This window comes from Streptomyces radicis, assembly GCF_003626575.1.
Lineage (GTDB): Bacteria > Actinomycetota > Actinomycetes > Streptomycetales > Streptomycetaceae > Streptomyces > Streptomyces radicis.
The window spans coordinates 193,099-212,990 of record NZ_RBDY01000001.1 but is presented as its reverse complement, the minus strand read 5'-3'; the positions used below and the strand labels follow the sequence as shown (position 1 = coordinate 212,990).

Here is a 19,892-nt window from a genome sequence, read left to right as displayed (position 1 = left end):
ATGGGAGATTGGCGTGTCTTCACCCCTGCTCGGGCCCGTGACCGCGCCGGGCGGCCGACGCCCGCGCGTGCCGGGTCCGCGGACGCCGCGGGAGATGTCGGCGGCGTTGGACGGCTTCAGGGACTCGGTGGCGGCCGGGATGAGCCATCTGCACCGGACCTACGGGCCCGTCGCGGCCGTCGGCGCCGGACCGCTGCGCTGGACGTTCCTGTTCGGCGCCGAGGCGAACGAGCTGGTGCTCGGCAGCACGGAGAACTTCGAGTTCTCCTACGGCGGGCTCCAGGCCATCGCGGGCGACACCGCCCTCGTGGCCCTGCCGAACGCCGAGAACCGGGCCATGCGGCAGGTGCTGCGCCCGCTGTTCGACCGCGAGCACGTGGACACCTACGCGGACCGCGTGCTCGACCGGGTGCGCGACCGCCTCGCGGCCTGGCCGCGGGGCGGGACGGTGGACGCGTACGCCGAGCTGCGGCACGCGGTGCGGCTGGCGTCGGTCGACTCGTTCATCGGCCCCGGCGTCATCGCGCGCGAGGGCGACGCGCTCGACGCCACCCTCGAGCAGCTGCACACCGTGCTGAACCGCTCGTCCGTGCTGACGCTGCTGCTGTGGAACGCGCCCCGCCTGGGCCGGTTGCGGCTGCGCGGGCCGCTCGGCCGCGTCGACCGGGTCGTGCGCGCCGAGATCGCGCGCCGACGCGCCGGGCGGACGACCACGCCTGAACCGGCCGACCCCATCGGGTTCCTGCTGCGGCCCGAGGTCCACTCCGCGCTGCCCGCCGGTGACGACACGGTCCGCGACACCGTGGTCAGCCTCCTCATCGCCAGCTACGACCCGACCAGCTCCGCGCTCGGCTGGTCGCTCCACGGGCTGCTCGCCCACCCCGAGGTGCTGGCAAAGGCGCGGCGCGAGGTCGCGCGCGAGCTGGGCGACGAGCCGGTGCGGGCCTCGACCGCGCGTCGGCTCAAGTATCTGGGCCATGTGGTCGCCGAGGCCCTGCGCGTCCACCCGCCGGTGGTGGCGAGCGCCCGCCGCTGCGTCAGGGCGTTCGACCTGCACGGCCACCGCATCCCGGCGGGCAGCCGGATCATGCTCAGCCAGTTCACGTCCCACCGCTCGCCCGAGTCCTGGGCCGACCCCGAGCGGTTCGACCCGGAGCGGTGGGACAGGACCGGCGCGGCGGCGACCGCCGTGCCGCCCTCCGCCTACTTCCCCTACGGCTCCCCGCGCCGCCGGTGCCCGGGCAGCGGGATGGCCGCGGTCATCGTGCCCGCAGTGCTCGCCGCGGTGCTCCAGGCCGGGGATGTCGCGCTGGCCGACGACCGCCCGCCCCGGCTCGACGGGTTCGCGGCGCTGCGGCCCAAGGCCGGGATCCCCGTGCGCGTCCCCCGGCGGCGCGGGGCGGGACGCGACACGTCCGCGCACACCGAGAACACCTGACGCAACGCCCCACGATCAGAAGGGACTTGACGATGACCACGATCGACCGCCCGGAACCGTCCGTGAACGGCTCCACCGCCTCCACCACCCCCGACGCTCCCGCCTCGGCCCCGGTGGAGCTGTCGAGCTGGGACCGCTACCTCCTGGCCCACACCAAGGCCAGCACACGGTGGGGCCACGTCGTCGCGATGGGCGCGGCCCTCGCGACCAGCGCGACGGCCCCCAAGGGCAAGCGGCTGCGCCGCACGCTGCTCGGCGTGCCGGTGTTCTTCTCCATCGCCTGGCCGAGCCACTTCGTCTTCGAGCGCAACATGCCGGTCGGCTTCACCGACTCGAAGGCGGCGTTCGCGGGCGACCTCCGCATGATCTGGATGATGGTCACGGGCCGCAACGACGAGCTCGCCGAGCGGATCGAGGAGCTCCAGCGCATGCTCGCCGAGCAGGCGGACGACCGATGACGACGCACGACGTCCGCCGCCTGATCTACGGGCAGATCGTGTCGAGGGCGGTGCAGGCGTTCGTCCTCCTCGGGCTGCCCGACGCGATGCGGGACGCCGAGCACCCCCTCGACCGGCTGGCCCGGTCGGCGGACGCGGACGCCGACTCGCTGCGCCGCCTGCTGCGCGCGCTGGTCGCCTTCCGGGTCGTCAGGGAGACCGCTCACGACACGTTCGCCCTGGGGCCGCTCGGCCACCAGCTGCGTTCGGACACCCCGGGCACGGCACGGCCGACCGCGCTGCTGGCCGCGAACGTCGTGGGCCTGGCGTGGGACGGGATGGTGCGCGCCGTCCGGTCCGGCGGGCCCGCGTTCGACGAGGTCGCGGGCGCCGCGTTCTTCCCCTATCTGGGCGGGGACCAGCACCTCAGGTCGGTGTTCGACGCCTCGCAGGCCGCCGGGCTGCACGCCGAGCTGCCGGGGATCCTGGCGGCCCTCGGCCCCGAGCGGCCCGAGGTCGTCGTGGACGTCGGCGGCGGGGACGGCGCGCTGCTCGCACACGTGCTGAGCCACCACCCCGGCGCGCGCGGGGTGCTCGTCGAGCGCCCCGAGTCCCGCGGGCCCGCCATGGCGCGGATGGCGCGCGCGGGTCTCGCGGACCGGTTCGCCTTCCACGCCGGGGACTTCCTCACCGACGACCTGCCCGCGGGCGACCTGGTGCTGCTCCGCCACATCGTGCACGACCACGGCGACGCCGACGCGGCCACGATCCTGCGCGCGTGCGGGCGCGCCCTGGGGGCGGGCGGCAGGCTGGCCGTCATCGAGATGGCCACGCCCGAGACGGGCGCGGAGCACCAGGGCGAGCAGTCGTGGGACGCGGCCGTGATGGACCTCTACATGATGTGCCTGTTCGCCGGGGGGCGTGAGCGCGGCACCCGCGAGTTGGCGGCCCTGCTCGACGCGTGCGGCTTCGACGTGGCGGACAGCCTGCCGCTGCCGGGCGGCGCGGTGCTGACCCTGGGCCGACCGCGCGGGGCCGACCCGCCCGGCGCGGTCGAGGAGCTGGTCGACGCGTGGTTCCGGTCCTATCTGATGCGTGACCACCCCGAGTTGGGGCGCACCGGGCCCGTCTGCCCGTTCGTCGAGTCAGCGCGGCGGGCGGGCGCGATCGCCGTCGAGCGCGACGACGCCGTCGAGGGCGACGACCCGGCCGCGCTGCGCGGTCTTGTCCTGAACGCCGTCGCGCGGTTCCGCGGCAGGGCGTGGGACCACAGGAACGCGTCGCTGCGGTCGCTGGTCGTGGCGCTCCCGCGGCTGAGCCGCGCCGGCTGCCACCGGCTCGATCGCGTGCAGGCGGAGCTGAAGCCCGAACTCGCGGCGCGCGGCGTGATGGTGGGGCAGTTCCACGAGCACTGCGCGGAGCCCGCGGCGCGCAACCCCGTGTTCCCCGTGTCCCGTTCGCCGGTGCCGCTGATCGTGATCAGGAACATGGCGCTCCACGACATCCTCTTCCTGCACCAGGACGCCACGTGCTTCCGCGCGTACGACGAGCGGTTCGGCGACCGCTTCGCCAGGGGCGGGGTCGCCGACCCGCTGTTCGTGCGGTGCTACGAGCGCGCGGCCGCGCGGTTCTCCCCGGGGCGGGTCGGCGGGCCGTAGGGGCGGGCGTGGGGTCGGGCCGTGGAGTCCGGCGGTGGGGCGTCGGCCCGGATAAACGCGTTGCCCCGTGGGCCGTCGAGCCGGTGCAATGCCCCCATGACCGCCACCGAAGATCGCCTCGACCCCACCGAGCGCAACCGTCGTTACTGGGACGGGGCGGGGGCCGCCGCCCATGGGCCGCTCGCCCGCGACCAGTGGGCCGCGACCGAGCCGCGCTGGGGCCTGTGGGCCACCCCCGAGTCGGAGCTGCGGCTGCTGCCCGATGACCTGGAGGGGACGCGGGTGGTCGAGCTGGGCTGCGGCACGGCGTATGTGTCGGCGTGGCTCGCGCGGCGCGGGGCGCGCCCGGTGGGCGTCGACATCTCGGCCGAGCAGCTGGCCACGGCGCGGGCGATGCAGGAGGAGTTCGGCCAGGAGTTTCCGCTGGTGCGGGCCTCGGCGGAGGAAGTGCCGTACGAGGACGGCGCGTTCGACCTGGCGATCAGCGAGTTCGGGGCGTCCCTGTGGTGCGACCCGTACCGCTGGATCCCGGAGGCCGCGCGGCTGCTCGTGCCGGGCGGGCGGCTGGTGTTCGGGCGCTACTCCCCGCTGTTCGCGCTGTGCGCGCGCCCGGCGGGGCCCGCGGCCACCGAGCTGCGGCGCGACCTGTTCGGGATGCGCCGCCTCGACCGGGGCGACCGGGTGGAGTTCGTGCTGCCGCACGGCGACATGCTGCGCCTGCTGCGCTCGAGCGGCTTCGAGGTGCTCGACCTGATCGAGATCCGGGCGCCCAGGCCCGCGCACCGCGACTACGGCGAGGTGACGGCGGACTGGGCGCAACGGTGGCCGAGCGAGGAGATCTGGGTGGCCCGCCGCCATGCCTGAGGCCGCGCGGGCGCGAGGACCGGAGAACGGGCCAACCGCCATGACCGACACGGGAGTCGGGCCACCGCGGGCGGCGAGTGACGTGGACGCCATGGCGACCCCACTGCGCGGGGCCCTGGTGACGCTGCGCCCCGCCACCGCGGACGACGTGCCCGAGCTGGCCAGGATCCGGGCGACGCCCGAGGTCAGACGGTGGTGGCGGGGCGGCGACGACCTGGCGGCCGAGGTGGCGGACGAGCTCGCCGACCCGGACGTGGAGCGGCTGGTGATCCAACGGGCGGGGGCCACGGTCGGGTTGATCCAGTGGAGCGCCGAGGAGGACCCGGACTACCGGCACGCGAGCGCCGACATCTATCTCGACCCGGCCGTGCACGGCCGGGGCCTCGGCACCGACGCCCTCAGAACGCTCGCCAGGCACCTGATCGACGCCCATGGCCACCACCGGCTTTCGATCGACCCGGCCGCGGACAACGCCGCGGCGATCGCGTGCTACCGCAAGGTGGGCTTCCGCGGCGTCGGCGTCATGCGCCGGTACGAGCGGGGCGCCGACGGCACGTGGCACGACGGGCTGCTGATGGACCTGCTGGCCGACGAGCTGACCGACGGAGCAAGCTGACCGACGGGCCGACCGGCTGAACGCGCCCCGCGCCACGGGCCGTTCAGGCGGCGGGCGGCCTGCGTGCCGGGGGGACGGCGCAGGCGGGGGTGCCGCCGGGCATGCGCTGCCGGTTGTCCGCGACCAGGCGGTAGACGCCGCGCGCCGCCCAGCTGACCGGCGGCAGGGTGAGCGCCGCGCCCAGCACCGCCCACCCGCCCCCGGCGCTCAGCAGCAGCTTCGCGACGGCGCGCGCGCCCCCGTGGACGCGCCCCGGCGGTGTGATCCACAGGACCTCGTGCGAGGCCCGCCGTTCGTCGGTGCCGAGGGCGGCCAGGTCGGCGAACTGCCAGGGCGTCGCCTCGCAGCGCGGCCCTATCCGCCGCTCGGCGAACCGCACACAGCTGGTGCAGAACGCGCAGTCGCCGTCGTACACCAGCACAGGAAGCGTTCGCATGCCTCCATGGTGCCGCACGGCGGCGTCGAACGGGTCAGCCGAGGCGCAGGCTCCAACGGCCCGGACGGCCGCTGAGGCTGACGACCGACAGGGGGTGCACCTCGGTGCGCCAGTACGACTGGGGCGGGGCCTTGAGCGCGTAGAGCATGGCGGCCCTGATCACGGAGGACTCGGTGACGGCGACGATCCGCCCTTCGCCCTCGAGCGGCCGGGTGTCGAGCCAGCCGCCCACCCGGGAGACGAACGCCAGCAGCGGCTCGCCGCCGTGCGGCGCGGACCTGGGGTCGGCGAGCCAAGCCTCGACGGCGGCGGGCTCGCGGGCGGCGACCTCCTGGAGGGTCATGCCGTACCAGCGGCCCATGTCGCAGTCGCGCAGGGCGGGTTGGGCGAGGGGGGCGAGGCCGAGGGCGTCGCCCGTCTGCCTGCTGCTCGGGGTCGGCGAACAGTAGCGCAGCTCCGCCGCGGCCAGCGGCAGCAGGACCGGGATGGCCCGTTCGAGCGCGTGCCAGCCTGCGGCGTCGAGCGGACGGTCGTCGCCGAAACGCGTGTCGAGGACGGCTGAGCTGCGGGCAGCCGCTATCAGCGTGAGCAGCATGGCGCGATCGTACGAGCAGGCGAATTACCGCACCACTACCACGGGGTAAATATGACGGCGGTATGGCACCCGCCCGTTCACCCGGCGCGAGACCCCGCGATCACCAGGGGTCACCGGGGATCACGGCAGCGCGTCGGGCGCGTTGCCCCGGGGTCTCGCGCCAGGCGCGTGCCAGGCGGCGCACGCCCTCCGCGATCTCCGCCACACCGGCGGCCGGTCCCACGCCCCCGGCGTCCACGGTGCGCGGCACCCTCTCGGGCCCGGCGCTCAGGGTGATCTCCTGCCAGCTGGGATCGCCCACGGGGAGGCCGAGGAGCGCGCCCCCCGCCGCCCGGCCGTTTCGTATACAACGCCGGACCCGCCACGGCGCTCCGCCCGGCGCCACGCTCAATCCCGGTAGTGGTCCTCGACGACCCGGCTCATCGCGCCCAGCGGGTCGGAGGCCACCTGGGACGCCGAGTAGAAGACGTTCCCGCCCACCCGCGGGTGCTCGGCGCACAGCGTCAGGTGCCGCGACAGCTCCCCCGCGTCCTGCCACGCCTCGGGCTGGGCCGGGTCGCCGACCTTGTAGACCGCCTCGCCGATGTACAGCGCCACATCCGTGCCCTCCGCGACGTCGGCCCACCACTCCACGAGCGTCGCGTAGTCCGCCGCCGCGTAGCCGATGTGCCAGTACACCTGGGGGATCACATAATCGATCCACGCTTCCCTGACCCAGGTGCGCACATCCGCGTACAGGTCGTCATACGTCTGCACCCCGCCGCGGGTGTCGGAGCCGAGCGGGTCGGTGCTCTTGTTCCGCCACACCGCGAACGGGCTGACCCCGAACGGGATTCCGGGCCGCGCCTCGGCCACCCGCTCGCGCATCTCCCGCACCAGCAGGTCGATGTTGTGCCGCCGCCAGTCGCCCAGGTCGCCGAAGTCGCCGCCGTGCGCGTCGAACGCCGCCGCGTCGTCGAACGCCTCGCCCGCCACCGGATACGGGTAGAAGTAGTCGTCCCAGTGCACCCCGTCGATCGCGTACGACTCGACCGCGTGGACCATCGCGTCCTGCACGAACGCCCGCACCTCGGGCAGGCCCGGGTTGTAGAACAGCTGCCCGCCGTACGGCACCACCCACTCCGGGTGGACCCGGGCCGGGTGCCCCTCGGCCAGCCGCCCGGGGTCGCCGTGCTGCGCGATCCGGTACGGGTTGAACCACGCGTGCAGCTCCAGGTCACGCGCGTGCGCCTCCCGCACCGCGAAGTCCAGCGGATCCCACCCGGGATCACGCCCCTGGGTGCCCGTGAGCAGCGCCGACCACGGCTCGTGCGGCGACGGCCAGAACGCGTCCGCCGTCGGCCTCACCTGGAGGAACACGGTCGTCAACCGCCGTTCCACGGCCACGTCGAACAGCGCGACCAGTTCGGCCCGCGCCGCGTCGGGCGACAGCCCGGTGGCGCTCGGCCAGTCGATGTTCGCCACCGTGGCGATCCACATGCCGCGCGTCCCGGTCGGCGCCGCGGCCGCCCCGTCCGCGCCCGACCGCGCCGACGCACGCTCCGTCCACCGCGCCGAGGCGGACGCCTGAGTGAGTGTCAGGGCCCCGGCCAACGTGCCGACCGCGGCCGTCGCCAGACCCCTGCGGGTGATTCGTCCCATCGTGTGCCCCCAGTCATCTCTCCATGTCACGCATACCCCGCACAGAGTGACCAAGTCCCCGCCCGACGTCCGCGCGACACACCCTTGTGCGAACAACATTCGACAACTGCCATCGGGCCCACGCACGGGCGCCGACGGCGAGGTGCGGCGCCTGGACACCGCGACGGGCACATGGACCGACGTGTCGCCGGTGCCTGCGGGCGGCGACCGGTGGTTCGGCTTCAGCGGGTCGACGGTGGACCGGCAGAACCCCGGCACCGTCATGGTCACCGGGTACAGCTCGTGGTGGCCCGACCCGTTCGACCCCGACCGGCTGCACCGACGAGCTGACCCACTGGGACGGCGGCGCGGGCTGAACGGCGCACGTCAGGCGCGTGTGACCGCCCGCACGCCCCCGGGGAGGACCGGTCGACCGGCCGGTCCTCCCCCGCTCGCTACCGGGCGGTACCGTCGGGTGAGTCCGGGCGAGTCCGATGCGTCCGGCGAGTCCGGGTGAGTGAACGATCGGCGAAGGGGCACAACGTGACCGACATCGAGCGCGTCGGCGTGGTGGGCTGCGGGCAGATGGGCGCGGGCATCGCGGAGGTCTGCGCGCGGGCCGGGCTCGACGTCCGGGTCGCGGAGACCACGGGCGAGGCGCTGGAGATCGGCCGCACGCGGCTCGCGGCCTCGCTGGCCAGGGCGGCCGAGCGCGGGAAGATCGGCGAGGACGAGCGGGACGCGGCGCTCGACCGCATCACGTTCACCACCGACCTGGGCGCGTTCGCCGACCGGGACCTGGTGATCGAGGCGGTGGTGGAGCAGGAGCAGGTCAAGGCCGAGATCTTCCAGGTCCTCGACCATGTGGTGGCCCGCCCCGACGCCATCCTGGCGTCCAACACCTCGGCCATCCCCCTGGTCAACCTGGCCATGGCCACCGCACGCCCCGGGCAGGTGCTCGGCATCCACTTCTTCAACCCCGCGCAGGTGCAGCGCCTGGTGGAGCTGATCCCCGCGCTCACCACCGAGGAGGAGACGGTGCGCCGCGCCGAGGCGCTGGTCTCCGGGGTGCTCGGCAAGCACGCGATCCGCGCCCAGGACCGTTCGGGCTTCGTGGTGAACGCGCTGCTCGTGCCGTATCTCCTCGCCGCGATCCGGATGCTGGAGACGGGCGCGGCCAGCAGGGACGACATCGACAAGGGGATGGAGCTCGGCTGCGCCCACCCGTTGGGGCCGCTGCGCACGGCCGACCTGATCGGGCTCGACACCATCGCCTCGATCGCCGATTCGATGTACGCCGAGCACAAGGAGCCGCTCTACGCGCCGCCCCCGCTGCTGCTGCGCATGGTCGCGGCGGGGCACCTCGGGCGGAAGTCGGGCGCGGGCTTCTACGCGTACGAGGCCCAGCGCTGAACGCCGTGCCCGCGCCGAAGGCCGTCAGGAGGCGCGTTTGCGCCCGCCCGCCTTCTTCGCCTGCGTCTTCTTGGCCTGCGTCTTCTTGGCGGGGGCCTTCTTGGCGGCGCCCTGTCCGCCCTCCGCCTCCTCGCGGGACGCGGTCTTCTTCGCCGCGGTCTTCCGCGCCGCCGCCTTCTTCTCCGGGGCCTTGCGCGGGGCGGCCTTCTTCCGGCCGGTCTTCTTGATCGGCGTGACGGTCGCCTCCTCGCCGCCCTCGGCCGCCTCCTCGCCCTCGCCCCTGCCCTGGCGGGCGTTGCGCACGCTGTCCTCGAGCGCGGCCATCAGGTCGACCACCTTGGCGCCGCCCGGCGCGCCCTCCTCGGCCAGCTCGGGCGCCCGGCCCGTGAGCTTCGCGTCGACCAGCGCCTCCACCGCCTCGCGGTACTCGTCGTGCAGCTCGGCCATGTCCACCTCGCCGAGGGTGTCCATCAGCGTGTAGGCGAGGTCGATCTCGGCGTCCCTGACGGTGACCTGCTCGCCGGGGGCCAGCCCTCCGGCCGAGCGGATCTCGTCGGGCCACAGCAGCGTGTGCATGCCCAGCACATCGTCCTCGAGCGCGCGCACCAGCGCGAGGGTCTCCCGCCCGCGCATCGCGAGCTTGGCGATCGCGCCCTTGTCGGCGCGGCGCAGCGCCTCGCGCAGCAGCACATAGGGCTTGGCCGCGCCCGCGTCGGCGGTCAGGTAGTACGAGCGGTCGAGCTGATAGGGGTCGATGCTGCTCACGGGCACGAAGCCCAGGATCTCGACGGTCCTCGCGGTGGGCAGCGGCAGGGCGTTGAGGTCGGCGTCGGTCAGCTGGACGAGGGAGCCGTCGGCCGTCTCGTACGCCTTGCCGATCTGCTCGCCCGACACCTCCTCGCCGTCGATCTCGCACACCTTCCGGTAGCGGATCCTGCCCTCGTCCGACGTGTGGACCTGGCGGAAGGACACCGAGTGGTTCTCCGTGGCGCTGACGACCTTGATGGGGATGGTGACAAGACCGAAGGAGATCGATCCCTTCCATATCGTTCGCATCATCTGCCCCTTTCGTGCCACTCTCAGGGTATGCCGGTCGTGACCGTCGAGGGGCGGCGTCTGACGCTGACCCGTCTGGACAAGGTCATCTACCCGGACGGGACGACCAAGGGCGAGCTGCTGCACTACTACGCCAGCCACGGCGACGCGCTCATCCCCCACCTCGCCGACCGGCCGCTGAGCCTGCTGCGCTACCCCGACGGGCCCGAGGGGCAGCGTTTCTTCACCAAGAACGTCCCGCCCGGCACCCCCGACTGGGTGAACGTCGCCGATGTGCCGCGCTCCGGCGGCGGCGAGCCGCTGCGGCAGGTGGTGGTGGACGACCTGCCGGGGCTGATGTGGGCGGCCAACCTGGTCACCGAGCTGCACACCCACCAGTGGCGGGCCCAGGCGCCGGGGGTGGCCGACCGGCTGGTCCTCGACCTCGACCCCGGGGCGCCCGCGACGATCGCCGACTGCTGCCGGGTCGCGCTGTGGCTGCGCGAGCGGCTGGCCGACGACGGCCTGGCGGCCTACGCCAAGACCTCAGGGTCCAAGGGCCTGCACGTGCTGTGCCCGCTGCGCCCCACGCCATCGGCGCGCGCGTCCGAGTACGCCAAGGCGCTGGCGCGCGAGGCGGCGCGCGCCCTGCCGGGGCTCGCGATCGGCGAGATGGCCAGGCGGCTGCGCCCTGGCAAGGTGTTCATCGACCACAGCCAGAACGCCGCCCGCAAGACCACCGCCGCCCCCTACACCCTGCGCGCCCGCCGGGCGCCCACGGTCTCCGCGCCCGTGGGCTGGGACGAGCTCGACGAGGTGGCCGAAGGGGGCGACCCGGCGTCGCTCGACATCCGCATGGCCGACATCGCGGGCCGCCTGGCGGAACGCGGCGAGCTGATGCGCGACCTGACCCGCGCGTCGGCGGCCCGCCCGCTGCCCGAACCCGGCGAGGGCCGCCCCACCTGACGGTGAGACGGCCCTCGGATCAGCGCGGGACGCGGGTCAGCGCGGGACGCGGGTCACGAGCCGCCGCGCAGCGTCGCCCCGGTCCGCTCCACCGCGGCGGCCACCGCCGCCTCGCGCGCCTCGGTCAGCTCATCCGCGGTCAGCGTCCGGTCGGGCGCGCGGAACCGCAGGGCGTAGGCAAGCGACTTGCGGCCCTCCCCGACCTGCTCGCCGGTGAACACGTCGAAGAGCCGCAGGGACTCGAGCAGCCCCCCCGCCCCCGCCCGCAGCGCCGCCTCGACGTCCGCGGCGGGCACCGGCGCGTCCACGACCAGCGCCACATCCTGCGTGGCCACGGGGAACGAGGAGACGCGCGGCCCCGACACCAGGCCGGGCGTCGCGCGTTCCAGCAGGTCGAGGTCGGCCTCCATCGCGCACGTGCGCTCCGGCAGGCCGAGCGCCTTGACCACCCTGGGGTGGAGCTCGCCCGCGTGCCCGACCAGGGTCCTGGCCCCGTCGACCGAGGCGTACAGCGCGGCGCACCGGCCCGGGTGCCAGGGCGCGTGCCGGTCGTTCTCCACGGTCAGCTCGACGCCCGCCTCGCGGGCGACCGTGCGGGCGGCCTCGACCGCGTCGGCCCAGTCGGCGGGGCGGCCACCGCCCCACCAGCCGGTCTGCTCGCGGGCCCCGGCCAGCGCGACGGCGACCCGCCGCGGCTGGGCGGGCAGGGCCGCCTCGAGCTCGGCGACCTGCTCGTCGGTCGGCCGCGCGTCGACCGGGAGGCGGGCCGCGGGGGCCTCGGCTCCGGTCGGCCGGAACACCAGGCCCGTCTCGAACAGCGCCAGGTCGCCGCTGCCCCGGCCGACGTTGCGGCGCAGGGCGTCGAGCAGCCCGGGCAGCAGCGTGGTGCGCAGCCAGGGCGTCTCGTCGGAGATGGGGTTGACCAGGCGCGCGGCGCGGCGGCGGGCGTCGTCGTCGGGAAGCCCGAGCCCGTCGAGCTGCGCGGGCCCGACGAACGGCGCGCTCAGCACCTCGACATGGCCCGTCCCCGCCAGCGCCCGGCCGACCCTGCGGTGCAGCCGCTGCCTCGCGGTCAGCCCACGCCCGGCCGGGGGGCGCGGCAGCGTCGCGGGCAGCGCGGCGTACCCGGCGAGGCGGATGACCTCCTCGGCCAGGTCGTTGGGCTCGGCCAGGTCGGGGCGCCACGTCGGAACGGTGACGGTCAGCTCGTCGGAGCCCGCCACCTCGCAGCCGATCTCCTGGAGGTGGCGCACCACCGTCTCCCGGCCGTACGCCATGCCCGCCACCCGGTCGGGGTGGTCGGCGGCGACGGTGATGGTGCGCGGCTCACGCGGCTCGGCGACCACGGTGACGCCCGCGTCGGCCGTGCCGCCCGCGAGCAGGACGAGCAGGTCGACGGCCCGCTGCCCCGCGGCGGCCGCGGCAGCGGGGTCCACACCACGCTCGAAACGGCGGGCGGCCTCGCTGCCCAGCTTGTGGCGGCGCGCGGTGCGGGCCACGGTGACCTGGTCGAAGTGCGCCATCTCCAGGACGATGTCGGTCGTCCCCACGGGCCACTCGGCCCCGGGGCCGCCCCCAGCCGTCAGGGCCTGGGGTTCCTGGGCCACCTCGGCGATCTCGGTGTCGGCGCCGCCCATCACGCCCGCGAGGCCGATGGGGCCGCTGTCGTCGGCGATCACCAGGTCCTCGGGGTCGAGGGTGCGCGCGGTGCCGTCCAGGGTGGTCAGCTTCTCGCCCGCCCTCGCCCTGCGGACCGCGATGGGCCCCGACAGCCGGGCGCGGTCGTAGGCGTGCAGCGGCTGGCCGATCTCCAGCATCACGTAGTTGGTGATGTCCACGGGGAGCGAGATCGGCCGCATGCCCGCCTTCTGGAGACGGCGCTGGAGCCACAGCGGCGAGTGCGCCTCGGGCCGCACCCCGGTGACGGCGCGCAGCACGATCCGGTCGCACGCGACGGTGTCGCCGACGGCGGCGGGGTAGCCCGAGCCGTTGCCCGCGGGGACGTCGAGCAGCGCGGGGTCGCGCAACGACAGCCCGAACGCGGTGGCCGTCTCGCGGGCCAGGCCGCGCATCGACAGGGCGTAGCCGCGGTCGGATGTGACGGCGATGTCGAGGACCTCGTCGACCAGCTCGAGCAGCTCGATGGCGTCGGTGCCCACCTCGTGCTCGGGCGGCAGCACGACGATCCCGCCGTGGTCGTCGCCCATGCCGAGCTCGCGCGCCGAGCAGATCATGCCCTCGGAGAGCCTGCCGTAGGTCTTGCGGGCGGTGATCTCGAACCCGCCGGGCAGCACGCCGCCGGGAAGGACGACCACGACCTTGTCCCCCACCGCGAAGTTGCGGGCGCCGCAGATGATGCTCTGCGGCTCGCCGGTGCCGTTGGCGGCGCCCACGTCCACCTGGCAGTGGCGGATGGGCTTCTTGAACTCGGTCAGCTCCTCGATGGCCAGCACCCGGCCGACCACGAGCGGCCCTGACAGGTCGGCGCCGAGCCGGTCGACGGCCTCGACCTCGAAGCCCGCGGCGATGAGCCGCTCGGCCACCTCGCGGCCGGTCACCCCGGCCGGCAGGTCGACGTACTCCCGCAGCCAGGAAAGCGGGGCGCGCATCAGATCTCCATCCCGAACGGCCGGGTGAACCGCACGTCACCCTCGATCATGTCTCGGATGTCCTCGACGTTGTGGCGGAACATCAGCAGCCGCTCGATGCCGAAGCCGAACGCGAAGCCGCTGTACTTCTCCGGGTCCACGCCGCACGCGGTCAGCACCTTGGGGTTGACCACGCCGCAGCCGCCGAGCTCCACCCAGCCCTCGCTCGAACACGTGCGGCAGGGCCGGTCGGGGTTCCCGGCGGACTCGCCGCGGCAGCGGAAGCAGAGCATGTCCATCTCGGCGGACGGCTCGGTGAAGGGGAAGTAGTGCGGGCGCAGCCGCGTGTGCACGCCCTCGCCGAAGAGCGAGCGCACCATGTGGTCGAGCGTGCCCTTGAGGTCCGCCATGGTCAGGCCCTCGTCGATCGCGAGCAGCTCCACCTGGTGGAAGACGGGGCTGTGCGTGGCGTCGAGCTCGTCGCTGCGGTAGACGCGGCCCGGGCAGATCACATAGATGGGCGGCGTGCGCTCCAGCATCGAGCGGATCTGCACCGATGACGTCTCGGTGCGCAGCACCAGGTCGGGGCCGCCCGCGGCGCCCTCGACGAAGAACGTGTCCCGGGTGGACCTGGCGGGGTGGTCGGGGCCGATGTTGAGGGCGTCGAAGTTGAACCACTCGGTCTCGACCTCGGGCCCCTCGGCGACCTCGTAGCCCATGGCCACGAAGATGTCCTCGATGCGCTCGGAGAGCGTGGTCAACGGGTGCCGCGCGCCTGGCGGTACCCGGTCGTACGGCAGCGTGACGTCCACCGCCTCCTCGACCAGGACGCGCTCGTCGCGCTCGGCCTCGAGCTCGGCCTGGCGGGCGGCGAGCGCCTTGTTCACCGCGCCCCTGGCCTGCCCGACGCGCTTGCCCGCGTCCGCGCGGGCCTGCGGCGGCAGGGCGCCGATCTCCCGGTTGGCCAGGGCCAGCGGCGAGCGGTCGCCGACGTGGGCGACCTTGGCCTCCCGCAGCGCGTCGAGGCTGGCCGCGGCGGCGAACGCCGCGAGGGCCTCGTCCCTCACGCGGTCGATCTCTTCCGGTTTCAGTGCCTCGACCTCGACAGGGTCGTACGACTTGTTGGGTGCCGACATCTCTTCCCGTGCTTCCGATTGGCGTGACCCGCCGCGCTCCCGGGGTCAGGGACCGAGTCTAAGGGGGCGCGCGCGGCTGCGTGTACGCGGTGGACGCCCGCGGGCCCGGCCCTCTCGGGGAGCCTCTCGGGGAGCTCGGAGGCTCAGGAGAGGAACGCCGGTGTGCCCGCGGGCAGGATGAATCGGAAGCGGGCGCCACCGCCGTCGGACCTGCCGACGGTCACGGTGCCGCCGTGTGCCTCCACGATGCCCTTGACGATGTAGAGGCCGAGCCCGGTGCCGCCGCGCTCGCTGCCGCGCCAGAAGCGCGTGAAGACCCGGTGCATCGCCTCCTCGGGGATGCCGGGGCCTTCGTCGCTGACCGTCACGGCCATGCCTTCCTGACGCGTACGGGTGGGCGGGACGTGGTGCATCTCGATGGTGACGGTCCCGCCGCCGTGGCGCACGGCGTTCTCCAGGAGGTTGCCGAGCACCTGGTCGACCTTGTCGGGATCCGCCCAGAGCCCGGCGACCTGCTCGCTCAGCCGCAGCTCGAAGCGGTCGGCCGGGCAGCCCCCGTTGATCAGGGTCTTCACATGGCGGCGGACCGCCTCGTCGAGCCTGACCGGCTGGCGGCGGATCTCCAGGCGACCCGAGTCGATCCTGGAGACGTCGAGCAGCTCGGTGATCAGCCGTGTGACGCGGTCGGCGTCGGAGTCGACGGTCTGGAGCATGAGCCGCTTCTGCTCGTCGGTGAAGCGGTCCCACTTGTCCAGCATGGTCGCCGTGAACCCCTTGACCGAGGTCAGCGGCGAGCGCAGCTCGTGCGCGACGGTGGCGATCAGCTCGGCGTTGCTGCGCTCGGTGCGCCGCCGCGCGTCGGTGCCGCGCAGGGTCACCACCAGGCGCCGCACCGCGCCCCCTGCGGCGCCGCGCACATAGCGCGCGGCGACCAGCACCTCGCGCCCGCCGGGCAGCAGGAGGTTCCGCTCGGGCTGTCCCGAACGGGTGGCCAGGCCGTGGTAGGGGTCCGTCAGCCGCCACCACGGGCGGCCTTCGGGATCCTCGAGGGGCAGAACGGACTCGATCGGCCGGCCGAGCGACTCCTCGGCGCCGCGCCCGGTGAGCCGCGCGGCCTCGGCGTTGAAACAGCTGACCAGGCCGAGCCGGTCGGCGACCACCAGACCATCGGGAAGGTCGTCGGGCCCCAGATCGAGCTCCCCGGCACCGTGCGCGGTGTCCATCCCCGTTCGCCCCTCTCCCGTGCGGGTCACCCTACTAGGGCCAGGGGGCCCGTCCTCGAAGGGGCGGTCGCCTTCCGGCCGTTCAGGAGGGGGCCGCGGAGCGGCAGCCACCGGGGGCGCGCTGGGCGCGGGCCGACGCGTAGAGGCACACGGCGGCGGCGGTGGCCAGGTTGAGGCTCTCGGCGCGGCCGTGCAGCGGCACCCTGACCACGGCGTCGGCCAGCGCGCGGGTCTCGACGGGGAGCCCCCACGCCTCGTTTCCGAAGATCCATGCGGTGGGTCGCCCCATCGCCCCGGCGTCAAGCTCGGCGTCGAGGTCGCGCTCCCCTCCCCCGTCGGCCGCGACCACCCGCGCCCCGGCGCCGGACAGCGCGGCGACCGCCTCGTCCACGGGCACGCCGACGGCCACCGGGAGGTGGAAGACGCTGCCCGCCGAGGCGCGCACCGCCTTGGGGTTGTAGAGGTCGACCGAGGCGTCGGTGAGGACGACGGCGTCGGCGCCCGCGGCGTCGGCGCAGCGCAGCACCGTGCCCGCGTTGCCGGGGTCGCGGACGTGCGCGAGCACGGCGACCAGCCGGGGCGCGGCGGCGGTGATCTCGGCCAGCGGCCGGTCGACGAAACGGCAGACGCCGACGAGGCCCTGCGGGGTGACCGTGCCCGAGAGGTCGGCGATGACGGCGGGCGCGGCGAGGTGGACCCTGGCCCCGGCGGAACGCGCCGCCGCGACGATGCCGGGGTGCCGCTCGGCCGCCTCGGGCGTGGCGAACAGCTCGACCAGCGTGCTCACGCCCCCGTCCCCGTGGGCCACGGCCTCCCGCACGGCCTGGGGACCTTCGGCCAGAAAACGCCGCTCCCTGCCGCGGGCGGCGCGCCGGAGCAGCCGCTTGGCGGCGGCGACCCGGGACGCGCGGGGGGAGATCAGCTCGGCGGCAGGGCCCATGGGAGGCGGCTCACTTCGGAAGTGTGGGCTGGAAAGGAAAGGGGTGACAACGCCGCCGGACCCGCAGGGCACACGGCCTGCGGGTCCGGTCACACGGAGCGGAAGGGGCGCGCTCAGGCGGCCTTCGGGGCGTTGACGTCGCTCGGCAGCGCCTTCTGCGCCGTCTCGACCAGCACGGCGAACGCGCCCGGGTCGTTGACCGCGAGCTCGGCCAGCATCTTGCGGTCCACCTCGATCTCCGCGGCCTTCAGGCCCTGGATGAACCGGTTGTAGGTGATGCCGTTGGCGCGGGCCGCGGCGTTGATCCGCTGGATCCACAGCTGCCTGAAGTCGCCCTTGCGCTTCTTGCGGTCGTTGTAGTTGTAGACGAGGGAGTGGGTGACCTGCTCCTTCGCCTTGCGGTACAGGCGGGAGCGCTGGCCGCGGTAGCCGCTGGCCTGCTCGAGGATCGCCCGGCGCTTCTTGTGGGCGTTGACTGCCCGCTTGACGCGTGCCACGTGTGTACTCCTTGCAGGGGGGCCGCGGGATGGTCACGCGACCCGGAACGGATGGGGTCCGGTCGGCTCTCGGGCGCTCCGCCGCCGTCATGGCGTGCGGACCGCGCCCGGGTCACTTGCCGAGAAGCTTCTTGATCCTCTTGGCGTCGGCCGGAGCCGTCTCCGTCGTGCCGGCGAGGCGACGGGTCAGCGTCGACGGCTTGTGCTCCAGGTAGTGACGGCGACCGGCGCGCTGGCGCATCACCTTGCCGGAACCAGTGATCTTGAAACGCTTGCTGGCGCCGGTGTGCGTCTTGTTCTTCGGCATGTCGCCGTTCTCTCCTCGTCCTTCGTACTGTCACGTGCCGCCGGGGCGGCGCCCTGCCTCAGGCGGACGCCTTCCCCTGCTGGCGTTCGGCCTTGCGGGCGGCCTGGGCCTCCCTGGCCTCCGCCATGGCCTCGGTCTTCTTCTTGTGCGGGCCGAGAACCATGATCATGTTCCGCCCGTCCTGCTTGGGATTGGACTCCACGAAGCCCAGATCCTGGACGTCCTCGGCAAGTCGTTGCAGCAGCCTGTAGCCCAGCTCGGGGCGGGACTGCTCACGACCGCGGAACATGATCGTGATCTTGACCTTGTCCCCCTGCTTGAGGAACCGGACGACGTGACCCTTCTTGGTGTCGTAGTCGTGCGGATCGATCTTCGGCCGGAGCTTCATCTCCTTGATCACCGTGTGCGCCTGGTTCTTGCGCGCCTCACGGGCCTTCATGGCCGACTCGTACTTGAACTTTCCGTAGTCCATGAGCTTGCAGACCGGCGGGCGGGCGTTGGCCGCGACCTCGACCAGGTCCAGGTCGTACTCCTGTGCAAGCTCCAGGGCTTTGGCAAGCGGCACGATGCCGACCTGCTCGCCACTGGGACCGACGAGTCGCACCTCGGGGACGCGAATCCGGTCGTTGATGCGGGGCTCGGCGCTGATGGGGCCTCCTCGGTTTGCGCCGCACGGATGCCTGGCGGGCAGCCGTGCTGGATAGGTCTGGTGGACCGCCGTACGGCGGCGTCAAAAAACGCCCCGGGCGACGCACAGGCGGGGCTCCACACAGACCTGGAGCACCACCGCGGCAGATCGCGGGGCGCGAAAGGACCGGTGACCTGCCGACCCGGGGGTCGATCAGGTGGGAGAGCGGAGCCTCCACTTGCGGGCCGGGCACACGGGTGTCCGGCCGGTCACCCTCCATGATACAGCACCCTTGCGGAACCCCCGCGCGGTGTGCTCCCGACCCGCCGGAAGACACCCCCCGGCGGGCGCATAGGGTGGTCCGCATGAGCGAGGCAGGGTCCGACATCGGCGGCATGACCAGGGACATCGCGGACGTGCCCGCGGTGGAGGTGATCACCACGGTCGCGGTGCACCTGATGAGCGCGTCCGCGGTCAGCCTGGGTCTCGCCGAGGACGGCGAGCGGCACCGTGACCTGGACGAGGCGCGGAAGCTGATCACCGCGCTCGCCGGGCTGGTCACGGCGGCGGCCCCCGAGGTCGGCTCGTATCACGCCGCGCCCCTGCGCGACGGGCTGAAGTCGCTGCAACTGGCCTTCAGGGAGGCCTCCGCGGTGCCGGACGACCCCGGCAAGGGCCCGGGGGAGGCGTTCACCGGGCCGGTCGCCGCCCCGGCACCGCGCGGCGCCAGTCGGTGAGCCACTCGTCGGGCTGGGGGTGGACGATCCGGTGCACGATCACCGCGACCGCCGCGCCCACCAGCGGGGCGATGATGAAGAGCCACAGCTGGGCGAGCGCGCTGCCCCCGGCGAAGAGGGCGGGCGCCAGGCTGCGCGCGGGGTTGACCGAGGTGCCGGTCAGCGGGATGCCGACCAGGCTGACCGCGCCGAGGGTGAGCCCCACGGGGACGCCTTCCCAGCCCTTGAGCAGCGACGTGCTGGTCACCGAGAGCCACACGAAGACCAGCAGGAACGTCAGCATGATCTCCACGATGAACGCGCCGCCGAGCGACAGGCCGACGGCGGACCTGTCGTCGAAGCCGTTGGTGCCGAACGCCTCGCTCGTGTCGAGCCCCGGGACCTGCTTGGCCACCAGGAAGAGCAGGGCGGCGCCCGCGATGGCGCCGAGGAACTGGGCGATCCAGTACATGATCGCGCTCTGGAGCGACATGCGCCCCGCCAGCAGCATGCCCAGCGTGACCGCGGGGTTGAGGTGGCTGCCCGAGATCGCGCCGAACGCGTAGACGAGGCCGAGCAGTACGAAGGCGAACGCGAGGGCGATGCCCATCGACCCGATGAACTCGCCTGCCAGCACCGCGGCGCCGACTCCGAAGAAGACGAGCAGCAGCGTTCCCACGCACTCTGCCGCTAGCGGTTGGGGTTCGGTCTCGGCGGACATGGCGCCCTCCCGTGGCTGACGACGGCTTTCGTCGCAGTCTGTGGCGCGCGGGGGAAGG

21 protein-coding genes and 1 pseudogene are annotated in these 19,892 nt (G+C 73.9%); 9 read left to right on the top strand and 13 right to left on the bottom strand.

Translation table 11 applies throughout. From position 1 onward, the window contains the following. Window positions 1–13: 13 nt before the first annotated feature. From D7318_RS00970 to D7318_RS00950, 5 genes are all read left to right on the top strand, one after another. Window positions 14–1,438: a cytochrome P450 gene (locus D7318_RS00970; RefSeq protein ID WP_183091240.1), complete on the top strand. Its 1,425-nt coding sequence runs from the start codon at window positions 14–16 to the stop codon at window positions 1,436–1,438. 32 nt (window positions 1,439–1,470) lie between these two features. Then, window positions 1,471–1,896, top strand: coding sequence for a DUF962 domain-containing protein (locus tag D7318_RS00965; RefSeq protein WP_120694876.1), 426 nt, complete (start codon window positions 1,471–1,473; stop codon window positions 1,894–1,896). Further along, entirely contained in the window at window positions 1,893–3,533 is a 1,641-nt protein-coding gene (locus D7318_RS00960) for a DUF6875 domain-containing protein (RefSeq protein WP_120694875.1), read from the top strand. Before D7318_RS00965 ends, D7318_RS00960 begins: the two co-directional genes overlap by 4 nt. Before the next feature lie 96 nt (window positions 3,534–3,629). Beyond that, a complete protein-coding gene (locus D7318_RS00955) occupies window positions 3,630–4,397 on the top strand; it encodes a methyltransferase domain-containing protein (protein WP_120694874.1) in 768 nt (255 codons plus the stop codon). A gap of 91 nt (window positions 4,398–4,488) precedes the next feature. Further along, window positions 4,489–5,013 (top strand): GNAT family N-acetyltransferase, encoded by a 525-nt coding sequence (locus D7318_RS00950; RefSeq protein ID WP_120695206.1) that lies wholly within the window; start codon window positions 4,489–4,491, stop codon window positions 5,011–5,013. Window positions 5,014–5,056: 43 nt separating this feature from the next. Here the strand turns inward: D7318_RS00950 and D7318_RS00945 are convergent, their stop codons facing one another. From D7318_RS00945 to D7318_RS00930, 4 genes are all read right to left on the bottom strand, one after another. Beyond that, window positions 5,057–5,449 (bottom strand): thiol-disulfide oxidoreductase DCC family protein, encoded by a 393-nt coding sequence (locus D7318_RS00945; protein ID WP_120694873.1) that lies wholly within the window; start codon window positions 5,447–5,449, stop codon window positions 5,057–5,059. A gap of 34 nt (window positions 5,450–5,483) precedes the next feature. Further along, the gene (locus tag D7318_RS00940) at window positions 5,484–6,044 is read right to left on the bottom strand and encodes a histidine phosphatase family protein (protein WP_120694872.1); all 561 of its coding nucleotides are present in this window, start codon (window positions 6,042–6,044) and stop codon (window positions 5,484–5,486) included. Window positions 6,045–6,144: 100 nt separating this feature from the next. Further along, window positions 6,145–6,345 carry a hypothetical protein gene (locus D7318_RS00935; RefSeq protein WP_183091263.1) on the bottom strand — a complete coding sequence of 67 codons (201 nt, stop codon included), beginning with the start codon at window positions 6,343–6,345 and terminating at the stop codon, window positions 6,145–6,147. A gap of 86 nt (window positions 6,346–6,431) precedes the next feature. After that, entirely contained in the window at window positions 6,432–7,685 is a 1,254-nt protein-coding gene (locus D7318_RS00930) for a glycoside hydrolase family 10 protein (RefSeq protein WP_120694870.1), read from the bottom strand. A 115-nt stretch (window positions 7,686–7,800) separates the two neighbouring features. On the opposite strand from D7318_RS00930, the pseudogene D7318_RS34860 reads away from it, so the two are divergent. Together D7318_RS34860 and D7318_RS00920 are read left to right on the top strand one after the other, a co-directional pair. Continuing rightward, a pseudogene (locus D7318_RS34860) lies at window positions 7,801–7,980 on the top strand (hypothetical protein); the annotation flags it as partial. Between the two features lie 227 nt (window positions 7,981–8,207). After that, window positions 8,208–9,077 (top strand): 3-hydroxybutyryl-CoA dehydrogenase, encoded by an 870-nt coding sequence (locus tag D7318_RS00920; protein WP_120694868.1) that lies wholly within the window; start codon window positions 8,208–8,210, stop codon window positions 9,075–9,077. A 24-nt stretch (window positions 9,078–9,101) separates the two neighbouring features. Here the strand turns inward: D7318_RS00920 and ku are convergent, their stop codons facing one another. Next, window positions 9,102–10,133 (bottom strand): non-homologous end joining protein Ku, encoded by a 1,032-nt coding sequence (gene ku, locus D7318_RS00915; protein WP_120695205.1) that lies wholly within the window; start codon window positions 10,131–10,133, stop codon window positions 9,102–9,104. Between the two features lie 30 nt (window positions 10,134–10,163). Between ku and ligD the strand changes: the two genes are divergently transcribed. Continuing rightward, window positions 10,164–11,078: a non-homologous end-joining DNA ligase gene (ligD, locus tag D7318_RS00910; RefSeq protein WP_120694867.1), complete on the top strand. Its 915-nt coding sequence runs from the start codon at window positions 10,164–10,166 to the stop codon at window positions 11,076–11,078. A gap of 53 nt (window positions 11,079–11,131) precedes the next feature. On the opposite strand, the gene pheT is transcribed toward ligD, so the two are convergent. From pheT to infC, 7 genes are all read right to left on the bottom strand, one after another. Then, the gene (gene pheT, locus D7318_RS00905) at window positions 11,132–13,687 is read right to left on the bottom strand and encodes a phenylalanine--tRNA ligase subunit beta (RefSeq protein ID WP_120694866.1); all 2,556 of its coding nucleotides are present in this window, start codon (window positions 13,685–13,687) and stop codon (window positions 11,132–11,134) included. After that, the gene (gene pheS / locus D7318_RS00900; RefSeq protein WP_120694865.1) at window positions 13,687–14,802 is read right to left on the bottom strand and encodes a phenylalanine--tRNA ligase subunit alpha; all 1,116 of its coding nucleotides are present in this window, start codon (window positions 14,800–14,802) and stop codon (window positions 13,687–13,689) included. Before pheS ends, pheT begins: the two co-directional genes overlap by 1 nt. A gap of 143 nt (window positions 14,803–14,945) precedes the next feature. Beyond that, the gene (locus D7318_RS00895; protein ID WP_120694864.1) at window positions 14,946–16,025 is read right to left on the bottom strand and encodes a sensor histidine kinase; all 1,080 of its coding nucleotides are present in this window, start codon (window positions 16,023–16,025) and stop codon (window positions 14,946–14,948) included. Between the two features lie 82 nt (window positions 16,026–16,107). Then, a complete protein-coding gene (locus tag D7318_RS00890) occupies window positions 16,108–16,965 on the bottom strand; it encodes a TrmH family RNA methyltransferase (RefSeq protein ID WP_120694863.1) in 858 nt (285 codons plus the stop codon). A 113-nt stretch (window positions 16,966–17,078) separates the two neighbouring features. Further along, a complete protein-coding gene (rplT, locus tag D7318_RS00885) occupies window positions 17,079–17,462 on the bottom strand; it encodes a 50S ribosomal protein L20 (RefSeq protein WP_113684960.1) in 384 nt (127 codons plus the stop codon). Between the two features lie 112 nt (window positions 17,463–17,574). Then, on the bottom strand, window positions 17,575–17,769 hold the full coding sequence (rpmI, locus tag D7318_RS00880; RefSeq protein ID WP_113684959.1) for a 50S ribosomal protein L35: 195 nt from the start codon (window positions 17,767–17,769) through the stop codon (window positions 17,575–17,577). 58 nt (window positions 17,770–17,827) lie between these two features. Further along, window positions 17,828–18,460, bottom strand: a complete 633-nt coding sequence (infC, locus tag D7318_RS00875) for a translation initiation factor IF-3 (RefSeq protein ID WP_113685121.1) — start codon at window positions 18,458–18,460, stop codon at window positions 17,828–17,830. Between the two features lie 302 nt (window positions 18,461–18,762). On the opposite strand from infC, the gene D7318_RS00870 reads away from it, so the two are divergent. Then, window positions 18,763–19,134: a DUF1844 domain-containing protein gene (locus tag D7318_RS00870; protein WP_120694862.1), complete on the top strand. Its 372-nt coding sequence runs from the start codon at window positions 18,763–18,765 to the stop codon at window positions 19,132–19,134. Here D7318_RS00870 and D7318_RS00865 read toward each other — a convergent pair. Further along, entirely contained in the window at window positions 19,088–19,834 is a 747-nt protein-coding gene (locus D7318_RS00865) for an MIP/aquaporin family protein (protein WP_120694861.1), read from the bottom strand. The genes D7318_RS00870 and D7318_RS00865 overlap by 47 nt on opposite strands. Between the last annotated feature and the right edge of the window lie 58 nt (window positions 19,835–19,892).